General features: G+C 64.5%; 8 protein-coding genes and 1 other RNA gene. All 9 read left to right on the forward strand.

Annotated features, from left to right (window positions below; translation table 11 throughout):
- Positions 1–6 precede the first annotated feature (6 nt).
- Positions 7–570 carry a 2'-5' RNA ligase family protein gene (locus ACZZ0O_RS11920; protein WP_463590845.1) on the forward strand — a complete coding sequence of 188 codons (564 nt, stop codon included), beginning with the start codon at positions 7–9 and terminating at the stop codon, positions 568–570.
- Positions 571–686: 116 nt separating this feature from the next.
- A complete protein-coding gene (gene prpF, locus ACZZ0O_RS11925) occupies positions 687–1,886 on the forward strand; it encodes a 2-methylaconitate cis-trans isomerase PrpF (protein ID WP_463590846.1) in 1,200 nt (399 codons plus the stop codon).
- A 419-nt stretch (positions 1,887–2,305) separates the two neighbouring features.
- On the forward strand, positions 2,306–4,522 hold the full coding sequence (locus ACZZ0O_RS11930; protein WP_323537949.1) for a TonB-dependent receptor: 2,217 nt from the start codon (positions 2,306–2,308) through the stop codon (positions 4,520–4,522).
- A gap of 75 nt (positions 4,523–4,597) precedes the next feature.
- Positions 4,598–5,596: a nucleoside hydrolase gene (locus ACZZ0O_RS11935; protein ID WP_463590847.1), complete on the forward strand. Its 999-nt coding sequence runs from the start codon at positions 4,598–4,600 to the stop codon at positions 5,594–5,596.
- A gap of 60 nt (positions 5,597–5,656) precedes the next feature.
- Positions 5,657–5,733, forward strand: a non-coding RNA gene (locus ACZZ0O_RS11940) — sX9 sRNA.
- Positions 5,734–6,410: 677 nt separating this feature from the next.
- Entirely contained in the window at positions 6,411–11,348 is a 4,938-nt protein-coding gene (locus ACZZ0O_RS11945; protein WP_463590848.1) for an alpha-2-macroglobulin family protein, read from the forward strand.
- 152 nt (positions 11,349–11,500) lie between these two features.
- The gene (locus ACZZ0O_RS11950) at positions 11,501–11,968 is read left to right on the forward strand and encodes an REP-associated tyrosine transposase (protein ID WP_055846305.1); all 468 of its coding nucleotides are present in this window, start codon (positions 11,501–11,503) and stop codon (positions 11,966–11,968) included.
- A gap of 301 nt (positions 11,969–12,269) precedes the next feature.
- The gene (locus ACZZ0O_RS11955; protein WP_463590849.1) at positions 12,270–15,233 is read left to right on the forward strand and encodes a TonB-dependent receptor; all 2,964 of its coding nucleotides are present in this window, start codon (positions 12,270–12,272) and stop codon (positions 15,231–15,233) included.
- Between the two features lie 151 nt (positions 15,234–15,384).
- Positions 15,385–16,332 (forward strand): glycerophosphodiester phosphodiesterase family protein, encoded by a 948-nt coding sequence (locus ACZZ0O_RS11960; RefSeq protein WP_311240591.1) that lies wholly within the window; start codon positions 15,385–15,387, stop codon positions 16,330–16,332.
- Positions 16,333–16,536: the final 204 nt, after the last annotated feature.

Raw genomic sequence — 16,536 nt, forward strand, 5'->3', positions numbered from 1 at the left:
ATCGGTATGTCTTCGACACCACGATTGATTTTTATGTTGAAGCCGCCGCCGGACGTGCTTGACCTGATGGCTGGCGCGGTTGCTGCTCATGGCTTTGACACGGCACTTGGGGGAACGCTCTTCGAAGTGTGTAATTGGCATCAATCGCTGAGTGACAGGTATGAGGGCGTGGATGCGCGTGCGGCCATGCTGCGTGCCGGGAGCCGCGTCGATGCCGCCGCAGTGACGTTGCGCTTGAATCGCATCACCACCTCTGGCACAGGTCCAATGCATTGCGCGTTTCGGGCATATGGTGTGCCTTCCGAGTTCACCGCGCTGCTGCAGGCGGTTGCTATGGCGCTGCAGGCAGAGCGGCTACCGCCTGGAGGCGGACATACCCCGCATATCACGATCAGCTACAAGGCGCCCACAAAGCTGGACGCGCGTATTCCGGCGATCGTCTGGCACAGCGACACCTTGCTGCTTGTCGAAGCTGGGGGAGCGCCGTATCGCTACACCCCCATCGCACAATGGCCATTGCGTCCTGCTGCCGGCTTGGGTGAGCAGGCGCAATGTTCGCTGCCGTTCTGAACGTCGAAAGACGGATCGGGCGTCAGCCACGCTCTCGGCTGCGCTAGCCATGCAAGGCGATACTGGCCCGCGTTGCGCTGACTGTCTCGCTACTTCGTTGCTTTCAAGGACCCTCCATGTCATTTGTTCCCCAACTCCGCATCCCCGCCACCTACCTGCGCGGCGGTACCAGCAAAGGCGTGTTTTTCCGCCTGCAGGATCTGCCGGTTGCCGCACAACAGCCGGGGCCGGCGCGCGATGCGTTGTTGCTGCGGGTGATCGGCAGCCCCGATCCGTATGCCAAGCAGATCGATGGCATGGGTGGGGCCACGTCCAGTACCAGCAAGAGCGTGATCGTCTCTGCCAGTACGCGCGACGGGCACGATGTGGACTATCTGTTCGGGCAGGTGTCCATCGACAGCGCGTTCGTGGATTGGAGCGGCAACTGCGGCAACCTGTCGGCGGCGGTGGGGCCGTTTGCGATCGCTAATGGCCTGGTCGATGCGGCGCGGGTGCCGCACGATGGTGTGGCGACGGTGCGGATCTGGCAGGCCAATATCGGTAAGACCATCGTGGCGCACGTGCCGATGAGCGACGGTCAGGTACAGGAAACCGGCGACTTCGAGCTGGATGGGGTGACCTTTCCCGCTGCCGAAGTGCAACTGGAATTTCTCGATCCCGCCGATGCGGCCGAAGGCGAGGGCGGTGCGATGTTTCCCACCGGCAAGCTGATCGATCAGCTGGAGATTCCTGGCCTGGGCGCGATCGCCGCCACGCTGATCAATGCCGGCATCCCGACCATTTTTGTCAACGCGCATGACCTGGGTTACACCGGCACCGAATTGCAGGACGCGATCAATGGCGATCCGCGTGCGCTGGCCATGTTCGAAACGTTGCGCGCACATGGCGCGGTGCGGATGGGGTTGATCGCCAGCATCGACGAAGCCGCCACGCGCCAGCACACCCCCAAGGTCGCCTTCGTTGCGCCGCCCGCCGACTACACCGCCTCCAGCGGCAAGCCGGTGCTCGCTGGCGAGATCGATCTGCTGGTGCGTGCGATGTCGATGGGCAAGTTGCACCACGCGATGATGGGTACCGCCGCCGTCGCCATCGGGACCGCAGCGGCGGTGCCCGGCACCCTGGTCAATTTGGCCGCAGGCGGCGCGACCCGCTCGGCAGTGCGTTTCGGCCATCCGTCCGGCACCTTGCGTGTCGGTGCGGAGGCGACACTGGTGGACGGGCAGTGGCAGGTGACCAAGGCGCTGATGAGCCGCAGTGCGCGAGTGCTGATGGAAGGTTGGGTGCGCGTGCCGGGTGATGTTGCCAAGGTCGAGTGAACGGAACACGGATGCACGTGGGTGGATGTCTCCGGTGGCGGGCGGAGCGGGGGCGTCTACGCCGGTTTAGAAATCTGCGGGCGGTCCATTGCGGCTTGTCTATGTGCTCGTCAAACGGTATCGGGGCAGTCGTCGTGTGGGTTTTCGTGTGGGCTCGCGTGCGCGCCGCGCCGCGTGCCGTCGCCGGCCCCAGTGCAGCCAAGCCTGTTGGTGCGGCCCATGTGCTGAGCACCGCTCGCTGAGACACACAACGCTCCAGCGCACAAATTGCACGGTGGTGTTGCATTAATTAGAACGCCATTTCTAATTATGAAAACTTTTTCGCACGGGCTCTGCCAAATTTGTGTAAATCGTGTTAATTCTGTTGCAACGCGGCATGGAAATCAGGCCGCTCCGCCAACCGAATTCGGAGTCTTCCCATGTCAGCCAGCCGGTCGCTCAAGATCAGCGCGCTTGCCGTTGCCGTCGTTTCCCTTCTCCCGCTCTACGCCGCCGCCCAGCAAGCGCCCAGCGCCGACGGCGTCGTGCGTCTGGATGCGGTCAAGGTCACGGTCGAGCGTCGCTCGGAAGACTCCAAGGATGTGCCGGTGTCGGCCAGCGTGTTGCGCCCGGAATTTCTGGACGCCATTTCCACCAGCGGTTCGGACATCCGCGTGCTGGCCGGCAAGGCGCCGAGCCTGAATATCGAATCGTCCAACGGCCGTGTGTTCCCGCGTGTGTACATCCGCGGCTACGGCAACACCGACTTCAATACCTACGCCTCGCAGCCGGTGTCGCTGATCTATGACGACGTGGTGCAGGAAAACGCCTTCCTGAAGGGCTTCCCGATTTTCGATCTGGAAGGCCTGGAAGTATTGCGTGGCCCGCAGGGCACCTTGTTCGGCCGCAATACGCCGGCCGGCGTGGTCAAGTTCAACTCGGTCAAGCCGACCATCGGCTCCAACGACGGCTACGCCAGCCTGTCCTATGGCACCTACGGCACCATGACGCTGGAAAGCGGCCTGAGCATCGCGATGGGCGAGCATTGGGCGGCGCGTCTGTCCACCTTGGGCCAGCGCCGCGACGACTGGGTCGAAAACCGCGACGGCCGCGATCTGGAAGGCTATACCGACTCGGCCGTGCGCCTGCAGTTGCTGTACCAGGCCAGCGACGATTTCAGCGCATTGTTCAACGCGCATGCGCGCCATCTGGATGGCACCGCGCGCCTGTTCCGCGCCAACATCATCCAGCCCGGCACCAACCAATTGGTGGATGGCTTCGACGCAGAAAAATCCTTCATCGACGGCGCCAACACTCAGGAACTGCAGACCTACGGCGGCAGCGCCAATCTGACCTGGGACCTGGGCGACATTGCGCTGCACTCGATCACCGCCTATGAAGGCATCGGCAAGTACTACAGCCGTGGCGACATCGACGGCGGCTTCGGCGCGGTGTTCGCACCGCCGTCCGGCCCGGGCGCGATTCCGTTCCCGGTGGAAACCGCCGGCGGCATCAAGAGCCTGGACCAGTACAGCCAGGAGCTGCGTGCCGAATCGCAGTACGAAGGCCCGCTCAACTGGCAGGCCGGCCTGTACTACTTCCACGACGATGTGGAAGGCGAAAACTACACCTACAACACCTTCAGCGGCGGCGATCTGGCCAGCTACCAGCTGACCCGCCAGCGCAATACCTCGTGGGCAGCGTTCGGCTCGTTGAACTACGCGGCCACCGACCGTTTGAACCTGCGCGCCGGTATCCGCTACACCTACGACAAGAAGACCTTCGACGTGCTGGCGCTGGACCGCGTCACGCTGGTCGAACCGTCCAGCGGCGAAACCGACAACTCCAAGGTCACCGGCGATCTGGCCGCGACGTTCTCCATCAACGACGACGTCAACGTGTATGCACGTGCCGCACGCGGCTTCCGCGGCGCCAGCTTCGGTGTGCCCTCGGGCACCGCGCCGCTGACCGTGGCCGAGCCGGAGACGGTGGATTCGTTCGAGATCGGCATCAAGTCGGATCTGTTCGACAACCGCGCGCGCCTGAGCTTTGACATCTACGATTTCCGGGTCAAGAACCAGCAGCTCACCGCAGTAGGCGGCGCCTCCAACGATGTGCGTCTGCTCAACGCCGACAAGACCAAGGCACGCGGCGCCGAGTTCGATTTCGAAGCGTTGATCACCCAGAACCTGCGCGTCACCGCCGGTGGCGCCTACAACTGGACCCGCATCGATGACCCGAACCTGTCGGTGGGCGTGTGCCGCACCTGCACCGTGACCGACCCGCTCAATGCGGCCGGCCGCGCGCTGATCGACGGTAATGACCTGCCGCAGGCGTCCAAGTGGATGGCCAACGCCACGCTGCGTTACGGCATCCCGATGGGCAACGACGGCGAGCTGTTCTTCTACACCGACTGGTCCTACCGCAGCGAAGTGAATTTCTTCCTGTACGACTCCAAGGAATTCACCGGCCAGCCGCTGGTCGAAGGCGGCGCCAAGATCGGTTACAACTGGGGCGCCGGTGCGTACGAGGTGTCGGTGTTCTGCCGCAACTGCACCAACCAGATCCGCGTGACCGGTGCGATCGATTTCAACAACCTCACCGGCTTCATCAACGACCCGCGCATCGTTGGCGCGCAGTTCCGCGCCAACTTCTGATCGGCATCGTTGTACGGTAGAACGCGAACCGCCGGCCAGCATGCCGGCGGTTTTTTTTTGCAGCAGGAGAAACAGATGCAACACAGATGGCAACGCACCTGGAGCATGCTGGCGATGTGGTGCCTCTGCGCCGCCGCGTGGGCGCAGGCGCCCGCCGCGGCGGTGCAGGGCACAGCTGTGCCTGCGCCTGCCGACATGGTGGTGGTCTCCACCGATATCGGCGACGACATCGACGATGCGTTCGCACTGGCACTGCTGTTGCGTGGCCCAAAGGTGCAGGTGCTGGGCATTGCATCGGCGTGGGGGGATACCACGCTGCGTGTACAGCTGTTGCAGCGTTTGTTGCAGCAGGCCGGGCGCAGCGACATCCCGCTGGCGGTGGGCAAGCGCACCACCAGCACGATTGCCTTCAGCCAGGCGAACTGGGCCGCGAAAGGGCAGCTGCCGAGCGGCTTGCCCGATGCAGCGACGATGATCCTGCAGCAGGCGCAGCGCCATCCGGGTGAGGTGACCTTGCTGGTGCTGGGCCCGATGACCGATGCCGCACTGGCGCAGCAACGCGACCCGGCGGGCTTTGCCAAGCTCAAGCGCATCGTGGCGATGGGCGGGTCGGTGCGGGTGGGCTACGGTAAGTCCGCGTATCGCCCGGCCAGCGCGCCGGCCGCCGAGTACAACATCGTGTCCGATGTGGCGGCCGCGCAGCGCGTGTTCGCGGCCGGTGTGCCAATCGTCCTGCTGCCGCTGGATGCCACTCAGATCACCCTGGAAGAACCCGAGCGTATCGCGCTGTTTGCGCACGGCGACGGCCTGACCGACGCGCTCACCCAGCTCTACTACCAATGGCGCAACACCGACCAGCCCTGGGCCAGCGCAACGCCGACCTTGTTCGATGCCGTGCCGGTGGCCTGGTTGCTGCGCCCCGAACTGTGCCCGACCACGCCGCTGCGTTTGGACGTCGATGCGCAAGGCTATACGCGTGAAGGGCGGGGCACGCCGAACGTGCAGGCCTGCCTGCGCGCGGACAAGCCGGCGTTGATCGACCTGTACATGCGCACGATGTTGCAGTTGCACTAGGAGCAGCCAACAAAAGGACTGTGCAGCCGCCAGGCGGGCGCGGCGGGTGCTCGGTGCGGTATGTATCACTTGTGCATTCCGGTGCTGAGTGCGCCGTCCACACCTGCCTGACGACTGGTCGTTACGTTTTGCTCGCTGCTCTTAAGAGCAGCGAGCAAACGGAGTTAGCGCCTGCCTGGCGGTGAGCGCAGTGGTTTTGTTGGCTGCACTTTTGGGATGCAGTCAAACGCCTGGTTGGTCGAAGGCGCGATGCCCTCACCGCTTGCGGGACACGCCGTGAATCCGTCCGTGGGGCTCGGTGGCGGCATCCATGCCGCTACACGGTCCCGCAAGCGGCGAGGACACCGCACCCGGAAGTTGGTCGGTAGTTGAGTAAAAAGCTGGTGGTCTTGTGAATTGCGGCTTGCTGGTGAGGGGCGCAGAACTGCAGGTGAGCTAGCGAGTCAGAAGCACATCATGCATTGCCTGCAACCCTGCACAACGACCATCTCGACTGGTCCTTGGCCGCCCCACCGTCGTGGGACCTTACGCGGCATGGATGCCGCATAAGAGCTCACATCGAAGTGCTTGCTGCGTGTCCCGCGACGGTGGGCGGCCAAGGACTCTGCAGCCACAGCGCAGCTCAGCGGCCCTGCAATAGACCGGCGTCAAACCACTGGGCTCACCTCAGCTCCGGCGCGCCGGTGCCATCGCGGCATGCACACAGCCGCACACGATCACCGCCCATCGGCAAGTCCACGGCCGGCCACACATCCGACATCGGTGGCGTGAAGCACGTCGCTATACTGGCCGCCTCAGTCATGGGGTAGCGCGAATGGACAGGCAGCAATCAGGGATGAAGTGGTTTGGCGCGCGGCGCATGCTGCTATGGGTGGTGCTGCTGACCGTGGCGATCGGCGGGGTGGCGTGCAAACGCAACGAAAGCGGGCAGCTGCCCACCGCCAGCGGCGAGGCGATCAAGGCCGACAAGCAGGCGATTACCGGGTTTGCGCTCGCGCGCGCCTATCCCGACCAGACCGGCGACGGCCTGTCGCTGGCGCTGGAATTCTCGCGTCCGCTGGTGGGCACGCAGGATTTCGATGCGCTGGTGCGCTTCGAAGAAAAGGTCGGCACCGGCGACAGCAGCTGGTCGCTGTCCGACGACGGCAAGACGCTGCGCTACCCGTACGTGGAAGCCGCCAAGGACTACACGGTGCTGGTCGACGCCAATCTGCTGGCCGCCGATGGCAGCCGTCTGGGCAAGCCGCTCAAGCAGAAGGTCTATACCGGCGAACTCAAGCCGGTGGTCGGGTTCGCTTCGCAAGGCAGTGTGTTGCCAGCGCGCGAAAGCCGCGGCCTGCCGGTGGTGTCGGTCAACGTGCCGGAAGTGGACGTGGAATTTCTGCGCGTGCGCGAGAAGTCGCTGCCGGCGTTCTTCCAGCAGTTTCAGCGCGGCGGCCGTCGTGGCAGCTGGGAGCTTGAGAGCGAATACAACGACAAACAACCGCTGTCCAAGCTGGCCGACCCGGTGTACGTCAACCGGTTCATCCTGGGCGGCAAGCAGAACGAGCGCGTGCTGACCTACCTGCCGACGCAGGACATCAAGGAGCTGCAGGAGCCTGGCCTGTACTTTGCGGTGATGAAGCGCGCCGGTAGCTTCGAGAACGAACAAGAGACCGCGTTCTTCACCGTCAGCGACATCGGCCTACACACGCGCGCCTACAAGGACAAGTTGTTCGTGCACACCGCCTCGTTGCAGAGCGGCGAGCCGCTCAAGAATGTGGAAGTGCGCATCCTCGATGCCAAGGGCGAGCTGTTCCTCAAGGGCGCCACCGACGGTAACGGCAATGCGCTGCTCAACTACACGCTCGATGCCGGCCACGTGCTGGTGGCGCGCAGCAAGACCGATGTCTCGTTGCTGCCGTTCAACCAGCCGGCGCTGGATCTGAGCGAATTTGCCGTGGCTGGGCGCCAGAGTGCCTGGTTTGACGTGTTCGCCTGGGCCGGCCGCGATCTGTATCGCCCCGGCGAAACCATGCGTGTGTCGGCGATCCTGCGCGACAACGATGGCAAGCCCACGAACGGGCCTTCCAAGGGCGGGCAACCAGTTTTCCTGCGCCTCAAGCAGCCGGACGGCAAGACCTTCCGCGAAACCAAACTGCAGCCAGGCGAGCAGGGCTACTTCGAATTCACCCAGCAGATTCCTGCCGATGCCGCGACCGGCCGCTGGCAGGTGGAGTTCCGCACCGACCCGGCCAGCAAGGATGCCGTGCAGGGCATGACCGTGCGCGTGGAAGAGTTCCTGCCCGAGCGCATGAAGCTGGACCTGGATGCCGCGCAAAAGACCTTGAGTGCCGGTCAGCCGTTCAAGCTGGTCGCCACTGCCGCGTATCTGTATGGCGCGCCGGCCGATGGCAACCGTTTCACCGCCAAACTTGCGGTCAGCGTCGAGCAGCATCCGCTGGAGTCGTTGCCGGGCTGGTTCTTCGGCGACCCCACCCTGGAGCTGCCGCACGAAGCCAAGGACGTGATCGATACCGAGTTCGGTAGCGACGGCATCCTGCGCGAAGACATCGCGCTGCCCAGCGAAGCCAAGCCGGTCAGCACGATTGCTGCAGTGGTCTCCGGTAGCGTGTACGAAACCGGCGGACGCACGGTGACCCGCACGGTCAAGCGCGTGCTGTGGCCGGCCAAAGCGCTGGTTGGCGTGCGCCCGTTGTTCGACGACGAAGACGGCGCCGATGCCAACGGCAGCGCGCGCTTCGAACTCACCCGCGTGGATGCCGACGGCAAACCGCAGCCGGCCAAGGGCCTGAAAGCCACGCTGGTGCGCGAGCTGCGCGACTACCACTGGAACTACAACGACAACCACTGGGATTACGACTTCACCCGCCGCTTCGAGAACAAGGACACGCGCACGCTTGATGTGGGCAGCGCCAACGCCAAGCTCGATTTCCCGGTGGAGTGGGGCGAGTACCGCCTGGACGTGTTCGACCCGGCCACCGGGCTGACCACGCGTTACCCGTTCCGCGCCGGTTGGAGCTGGAACGACGAAAACCGCGGCCTGGATGCGCGTCCGGACAAGGTCAAGCTGGCGCTGGACAAGACCGGCTACCGCGCCGGCGACACTCTCAAGGTCACGCTGACCCCGCCGCACGCCGGCAAGGGCGTGCTGCTGGTGGAAAGCGACAAGCTGCTGTACGTGCAGGACATCGACGTCAAACCGGGCAGCACGTTCGAAATTCCGGTCACAGAAGCCTGGGAGCGCCACGACGTCTACGTAACCGCGCTGGTGTTCCGTGGCGGTACCGCGCCTAGCAAGATCACCCCCGCGCGTGCGGTGGGCGTGGCGCATGTGCCGATGGATCGCAAGGCGCGGCGAGTGGCGGTGGGATTGTCCGCGCCCAAGCAGATGCGTCCCGAACAATCGTTGCCGGTGACGGTGAGCGTGCCGGAACTGGCGGGCAAGGCGGCGCACGTCACCATCTCGGCGGTGGACGTGGGCATCCTCAACATCACCCGCTTCCCGGTGCCCGATGCCAACGCGCAGTTCTTCGCGCAACGTCGCCTGGGCACCGATGCATATGACATTTATGGCCGCGTGATCGAAAGTTTCGAAGGCGCCAGCGGCAAGCTCAAGTTCGGTGGCGACATGGCGTTGGAAGCGCTGCCGCAGGCCAAGCGCCCGACCGCCCGCGTGCAGACCGTGGACCTGTTTTCCGGGTCGGTGACGCTCGATGCCAAGGGCAATGCGCGCGTGCAGCTGCCGGTGCCGGATTTCAATGGCACCTTGCGGGTGTCGGCGCTGGTGTATTCGGACACGCGTTACGGCAATCGCGATATGGAAACGGTGGTGCGTGCGCCCATCCTGGCCGAAGCCAGCATGCCGCGCGTGATGGCACCGGGCGACCGCAGCACGGTGACGCTGGACGTGCAGAACTTCACCGGCAAGCCGGGCGAATTCAACGTGCGTGTGGACGGCATCGGCCCGCTGGCCATTGCCGAGGCGTCGCGCAGCATCAAGCTGGGTGTGGATGCCAAGCAGACCTTGAGCTTTCCGCTCACCGCCATCGAAGGCTATAGCGTGGCCAAGGTGCGCGTGCGCGTGGACGGCAATGGCTTCAAGGCCGACCGCAACTACGAGCTGCCGGTGCGTGCCGGGTGGCCGCAGGTGTTGCGCACGCAGACGCGCGTGCTCGACCCGCTGGCGCCGATCACCCTGGACAGCAGCTTTGCCGAGGGCCTGATGGCCGGCTCGGTGACTGCGCGCATGGTGGTCAGCCCGCTGCCGCCGATTCCGTTCGCCAGCGCCATGCAGGGCGCGCTGGATTACCCTTATGGCTGCGCCGAGCAGACCACCAGCAAGGGCTACGCAGCGCTGTTGCTCGACGAGGCCACCGCCAAGGCGCTGGGCACCAAGGGGCTGGATGCGGCCACGCGCCGCGAGCGCATGGAAGGCGCGTTCGGCCGCCTGGCGTCGATGCAGATCGCCAGCGGGCATTTTTCGATGTGGGGCGACGACGGCTACGTCAATCCGGGCCTGACCCCCTACATCGCCGAGTTCCTGCTCGACGCCAAGGACGCCGGCTTTGCGGTGCCCGATAACGTGCTGCAGAAGGCACTCAATCGCCTGAGCGAAGATCTGCTCTCCGGCGGCAACGAGTTCTATGGGCAGGACCGTCGCGACAACCTGAAGTTCGCCAACCAGGCGTGGTCGGGTTACGTGTTGGCACGCGTCAACCGCGCCCCGCTGGGCACGCTGCGCGCGCTGTACGACAACCAGCGCGACAAGGCGTTGACTGGCCTGTCGCTGGTGCATCTGGGCGCGGCGTTGTCGCTGCAGGGCGACACCAAGCGCGGTGACGCGGCGATCAAGGCCGGGTTTGCCAAGGACAGCGCCGAGCGTCCGCGCTATCTGAGCGATTACGGCAGTGTGGTGCGCGACGATGCCTTGATGATGGCGTTGCTGCACGAACGTGGCTTGTCCAAGCCCGAGTACGACACCCGTGTGGTGGCCCTGGGGCAGGCACTGGATGCACGCCGCGCTGGCGGAGTGTTGTGGCTCAGCACCCAGGAGCAGATTGCGCTGGCGCGGCTGGGCAAGGCGTTGATGGTGGGGCAGGGCAAGCAGGTCTCGGGCAGTTTGACCGTCGGCGATGAGGTGCAGCAGATCGCACCGGCCCGCGTGTTTGGACGCAGCTTCGACAGTGCGGCGCTGGCCCGCGGCGTGCAGTTCGCACCGCAGGGCGAAGCGCCGATGTATGCCAGTCTGGAAGTGGCCGGCATCCCGCGCACTGCACCGGAAGCAGACACGCGCCACCTCAGCGTGGAGCGCAGCTGGTACACCACCGACGGCAAGCCGTGGACGCCGCGTGCACTGAAGGAGGGCGAGGCGCTGATCGTGCGCGTCACCATCACCGCCAACGAATCGATGCCCGATGCGTTGCTCACCGATCTGTTGCCGGCCGGCCTGGAAATCGAGAATTTCAATCTCGGCGATGCCAAGCAATGGGCCGACGTGGTGGTGGACGGTATCGGCGTCAGCGAGCGTTCCAGCGCCGCCGACGTCAAGCACGAAGAGTTCCGCGACGACCGTTATGTGGCCGCGCTGGCGCTGTCGTCGGGCAGCAAGGCGCAGGTGTATTACCTGGTGCGTGCGGTGACGCCGGGCACCTACACCGTGCCGCCGTCGCTGGTGGAAGACATGTATCGCCCCGAGCTGCGTGGCGTGGGCCGCACCACCCCGGCGACGATCACGGTGGTGCAGCCCTAAAGGCAACAAGGTAGGAGCGCGCTTGCGCGCGATGGAGCTTTCCCGGCAATCCCCCATCGCGCGCAAGCGCGCTCCTACGGTCGGGGTTTCCTCACCGAAGCGAGCGCCCGACCCCGATGCAAGGATTTGCGTGGGCGGGCCAGCATGCATCGATGATCAGCCCCATCTCCGCAGGACATCGTGCACTACGTCGTGGCCGGTGCTCGCTCGCAAAGTGCTGCTATCTACTCACCGTGACAACTGTCCAGCGGCGACGTGTGTTCGACGATTTTCAGCTGGCCGCGTCAGCGTGCCGCGCGTTCATCGCCGCGCAGCCAGAAGATGCCACCTTACTTGCCTGGGTGCTGATGCCGGACCATGTTCACTGGCTGGTGCAGCTGGGGGACGTCACTCCGCTGGCGCGGACGGTGTCATGCATGAAGGCAGCAAGCACGCGTGCGGTCAATCAGCAGCGCGGGGTGCCCGCCGCGGTTTGGGCGCGGGCCTACCACGACCGCGGCTTGCGCAATGAAGACGATCTGCGCAGCGTGGCTCGCTACCTGATCGCCAATCCGCTACGCGCCGGATTGGTGGAGCGGGTCGGTGACTATCCATTCTGGGATGCAATCTGGCTGCCGTAGGAGCGCGCTTGTGCGCGATTGGACGTCAGCGGGAGAGCCACATCGCGCGCAAGCGCGCTCCTACGCGCGGTTGGACGTCAGCGGGAGAGCCACATCGCGCGCAAGCGCGCTCCTACGCGCGGTTGAACGTCAGCGGGAGAGCCCAATCCCGCGCAATGGCACCGCGGCTTCGCATGCGGCGACATCGCTGCGCATTGTCTTCTCGATGCGACGCAGGCGACACGCAAGGGTCATTTTTACTGGATAGGGTGGCGTGCTTTCTCACCGGCGCGGCGCCTTTGCTGCGCGATCTCGGGATTCCATGCAGCGCTCCGATTCGTACCGTTTGCACTTGTCCGTTCTCGCCGTCGCCATCGCGGCATATTCCCCAGCGTTGCAGGCGCAGACCAACGCGGCTTCTGTTAGTGCAGAGCGCACTGTTCCATCGTCGCCTGCAGTCTCTGCAAATCCCGCAGGCGCTATGGCGGCACCGGGCCACGCAGAAGGTGCCGAATCCGTCGCGTCCTCAGGTGAAATAGCCAACACCGACGCACCGCGCGCCGCCAACACCGGCGTGCAAACTCTCGATGCCATGCAGGTCACCGGCGTGCGTCGCGCCAATGCGGCAGCGGTGGAGAGCAAGCGCGCAGCGACCAACATCACCGATGTCATCAGTGCCACCGATGTGCGCGCGCTGCCGGACAGCACCATCGTCGAAGCGCTGCGTCGCGTGCCGGGTCTATCCGTGTTGCCGGCCACCGACAACGAACATCCGCGCGACGAAGCGGCTACGCCTGTGTTGCGCGGCTTGGGGCCGTCGTACAACAACGTCACCATCGATGGCTTGACCATCGCCTCGCCCGGCACGCCCAACGGTACGCTCGGCTCGATCACCCGCGGCGTGCGGTTGGATCTGTTGCCGGCCTCGATGGTCAGCGAGTTGCAGGTGATCAAGACGTTTACGCCGGATCTGGATCCCAATGCCACCGGGGGCGCGATCAATCTCAAGACGCGCAGTGCGTTCGAAAACGGCGGCAAGCCGTTCTTCAGTGCCGAAGCAGCGCTGGGCCACGCCAACGATGTCGGCAAGCCGCGCGATCAGGACGACCCGGGCTATCGCTTGAATGCCACCGGCAGCCGCACCTTCGGCAGCGAACAGCAATACGGCTTCACGCTGTCGGCCAACTACCAAACGCTGAGCAGCTACACCGAAACCCATATGACCACCGACACGGTGCATTACGGGTTCTACGACAATAACGGCGTACTGCAGACCGGCGCCAATCTCGGCAATGGCTGGGCGGTGCCGCAGCAGGATAAGTATTGGTACGTGCAGAATCAGCGCGACCGCTATGGCGTCACCGGCAAGTTCGAAGTGCATCCCAGTGCGGCGCTCGAAGCGTATGCCATGGCCGGTTACTACTATTTCAAGGACAACATGGAGCGCAACGAGGTCATCATCGACCCGCGCAACCGTAACCAGGTGTTCAACCAGACCGCCACCTCCGGCAGGTATCCCGGCGGCGATATCGAAGTGGGATATTCCAACCAGATCGTCACCACGCGCACCAAGGTTGCGCAGTTGGGCAGCATCTGGCGGCCGACCGATCGGCAGCAGTTTTCCGCGCGTGGGGCGTGGTCGGATGCGACCTACGACGAGCCGATCCGCATGATCAAATACGCCACCGGCATTACTCGGGCCGCGCCGGTGCCGGTGGGCCAGACCGGCAGTGGCGTGACCCTTAATGCCACGCCCAGCTATGCGTTCAACTACGACACCTCCGGGTTCGATCAGCGCTTCGGTGTGTCGCCGCAGGCTTATAACAACCTGGATAACTACAGCCTGTCGTACTGGCGTCCGGACTACAAACGTACCGCGGCCGACCGCATTCTCACCGGTCGGCTCGATTACGGCTTCAATCAGGGCGAAAGCGATCAGGGCATTGGCTTTGCGGCGGGCGTGTCGTACACCACCGACAAGCCGTCCTACGACATCTATCGTGTCGAGTATCAGCCCAACACCAGCGCGCCGGCCTTCGGCCTGGCCGACGTGGCCGGCACCGGAAGGGCGCCGATGCGTTACGCCGGCTTGAACCTGATCACCATCGATCCGGGCAAGGCCAACCGCGTGCTGGCGGCAACGCCGTTGAGCGCATTCAACAGCACCGACCAGCAGGCCTTCAGCAACCAGGACAACTTCACCCATACCGAAAAGACCTTCGGCAGCTATGGGCTGGTGAGCTATCGCAGCGATCGGCTCAACGTGCAGGCCGGTGTGCATTTGGATAGCACCAAGCTGGACACGGTGGGCCGCCAGCGTCAGCTGGATACCGCGACCAATCGCTACGTCTACGTCGACAATCCGACCAGTGCCGATTACGACTATCTGCTGCCGTCGGCCATCATGACCTACCATCTGACCGACGCGCTGGACCTGCGCGCTGGCGCCAGCCGCACGCTCGGCCGCCCGCCATACGATGCGTACGCGGCGCGTACCTCGATCGGCTTCGTCAACACGACCGACGCCGGCAACCCGAATGCGCAGGGCGTCACCGTCACCATCGGCAACCCGGACATCAAACCGCGCGTGTCCAATAACCTGGACCTGTCGCTGGAATGGCGCCTGCCCGGCGACTTCGATGCGTTCGCCTCCGCTGCCGTGTTCGACAAGCGCATCCAGGACGAGATCTTTACGCTCTCGCGCACCGACAGCTTCAGCTTCGACGGCACCACCTACGCCAATGCCTTGATCAGCACCCCGGCCAATGCCGCCAAGGCGCGCATTCGCGGCGTGGAATTCAACGGCATCGTCAACACCTTGGCGCCGATTGCGCCGTGGCTCAGCGGTGTGGGCTTCAGCGCAAACCTCGCCGTGCTCGATGGCAGCCTGGACGTGCCGTACAGCGTCGGCAGCGGCAGCAACGTGAGCCAGCGTGAGCGCAGCCTCGACAACCTGGTCGGCCAGCCCGACTACACCGCCAACGCCACGCTGTTCTACAACACCGGCGGCCTGGAGCTGCGCGCTGCCTACAACCGGCAAGGCAAGGCCTTGCGTGCCATCGTCAGCAATATCGATTGGCAGGATCTGTACTGGTCGCCGCGCTCGCAACTGGATTTCACTGCCACCTATGCCATCAGCAAGCAACTCAGCTTGATCAGCCAGGTCAGCAACATCACCCACAGCCGCATCACCAGCGTGACGGGCCCAGGGCAGAACCTGCTCAAGGACAGTTATTCGGTGCCCACCACCTACTGGTTTGGTCTGCGCTTTACGCCGACGTTTTGAGCGTGGCGCTTGGAATAAAGCCGTCATGGGCCGGATACCCATGGCGCTCTGGATCGGACGTGCGAGCAGTTGCTAACTGCATCCAGCTTGCATGTGCTTCGCCTGGCGCAGACGCCGTCGGGCGATCAGTCACCCACTTGAGAGTTGTTCGATGACACTACGTTCTGTTGCCACTGTCGCCGCCATGCTGTGCGCGACGCTCGCCAGCCCTGTGAATGCAGCGCCCACCGGCGTCGCGGCGATCCAGGCGCGCTTGACCAACCCGCAAGGCGGCATCGTGGTGGTGGCCCATCGCGGTTGCCACGCGGCCGCGCCGCAACATGGCTTCACCGACACCGCGCCGGAGAACTCGCTTGCGGCGCTGCAGCGGTGCATCGCCATCGGTGCCGATGTGATGGAAACCGACGTGCGCCGCGCTGCTGATGGCACGCTGGTGATGCTGCACGACGCCACCGTGGATCGCACCACCGATGGCACCGGCAAGCTGTCCGAGCTCACGCTGGCCGATCTGCAAAAGTTGCGTTTGCGCAGCGACGAAGGCGGCGCGCAGGCAGCGCTGACCGACCAACGCGTGGTCACGCTGGAGCAGATGCTGGCCGCCGCCAAGGGCCACATCCTGCTCAATCTGGACGTCAAGGATGCGATCTACGTGCAGGTAGTCGATGCGGTCACGCGTGCCGGCATGCAGCACCAGGTGATCGTCAAGGCCGAAGCCGGCATTGCGACCCCGCCGCTGGCGGCGATGCAGCCATTCGACCGCGTGTATTTCTTCCCGATCCTGATCAACGCACACGGCACGGCCGATCTGGCCGCGATCGCCACAGCACAAACCCGCAATGCGCGCCCGATGGCCTTTGAACTGCCCAAGATGGCCGCCTCGCAATTGCCGGCCTTGGCGGCAGTGAGCAAGGCCCACAACGTGCGGCTGATGGTCAACTCGCTGTGGGAAGGGTTTATCGCAGGCTACGGCGGCGACGCCGATGCCGAACGCGACCCGGACAAGGTGTGGGGGCGTCTGTACCGTGATGGTGTGTCGATCATCCAGACTGATGCGCCGGAAGCGTTATTGCGGTATCGCGCCACACTCGAAAAACGCTGAGCGCACTGCATCAGTGGTTGCAGGCAAGTGTGCTGGATCACGATTAGCACTGCTACGTTGGATCGCGCTCGCGATTGGCGAGAGAAGCGACTACTTGCCAGTTGGTGGGGAGGGTGAGTACGCGCCATCGCCTTGCTTGATACCTGCCGCTGTCAGCGATCGCGAGCAGCTGCCAGACGACAAGCGCGATAGCCCGCTGTCGTG

It is taken from the genome of Xanthomonas sp. AC360, from assembly GCF_979258225.1.

What these genes read in the sequence shown, in the direction of transcription:
- ACZZ0O_RS11955 (WP_463590849.1), top strand. Translation starts at nt 12,270, where the DNA reads ATGCAGCGCTCCGATTCGTACCGTTTGCACTTGTCCGTTCTCGCCGTC.
- ACZZ0O_RS11935 (WP_463590847.1), top strand. Translation starts at nt 4,598, where the DNA reads ATGCAACACAGATGGCAACGCACCTGGAGCATGCTGGCGATGTGGTGC.
- ACZZ0O_RS11960 (WP_311240591.1), top strand. Translation starts at nt 15,385, where the DNA reads ATGACACTACGTTCTGTTGCCACTGTCGCCGCCATGCTGTGCGCGACG.
- ACZZ0O_RS11920 (WP_463590845.1), top strand. Translation starts at nt 7, where the DNA reads ATGTCTTCGACACCACGATTGATTTTTATGTTGAAGCCGCCGCCGGAC.
- ACZZ0O_RS11930 (WP_323537949.1), top strand. Translation starts at nt 2,306, where the DNA reads ATGTCAGCCAGCCGGTCGCTCAAGATCAGCGCGCTTGCCGTTGCCGTC.
- ACZZ0O_RS11950 (WP_055846305.1), top strand. Translation starts at nt 11,501, where the DNA reads ATGATCAGCCCCATCTCCGCAGGACATCGTGCACTACGTCGTGGCCGG.
- prpF (WP_463590846.1), top strand. Translation starts at nt 687, where the DNA reads ATGTCATTTGTTCCCCAACTCCGCATCCCCGCCACCTACCTGCGCGGC.
- ACZZ0O_RS11945 (WP_463590848.1), top strand. Translation starts at nt 6,411, where the DNA reads ATGGACAGGCAGCAATCAGGGATGAAGTGGTTTGGCGCGCGGCGCATG.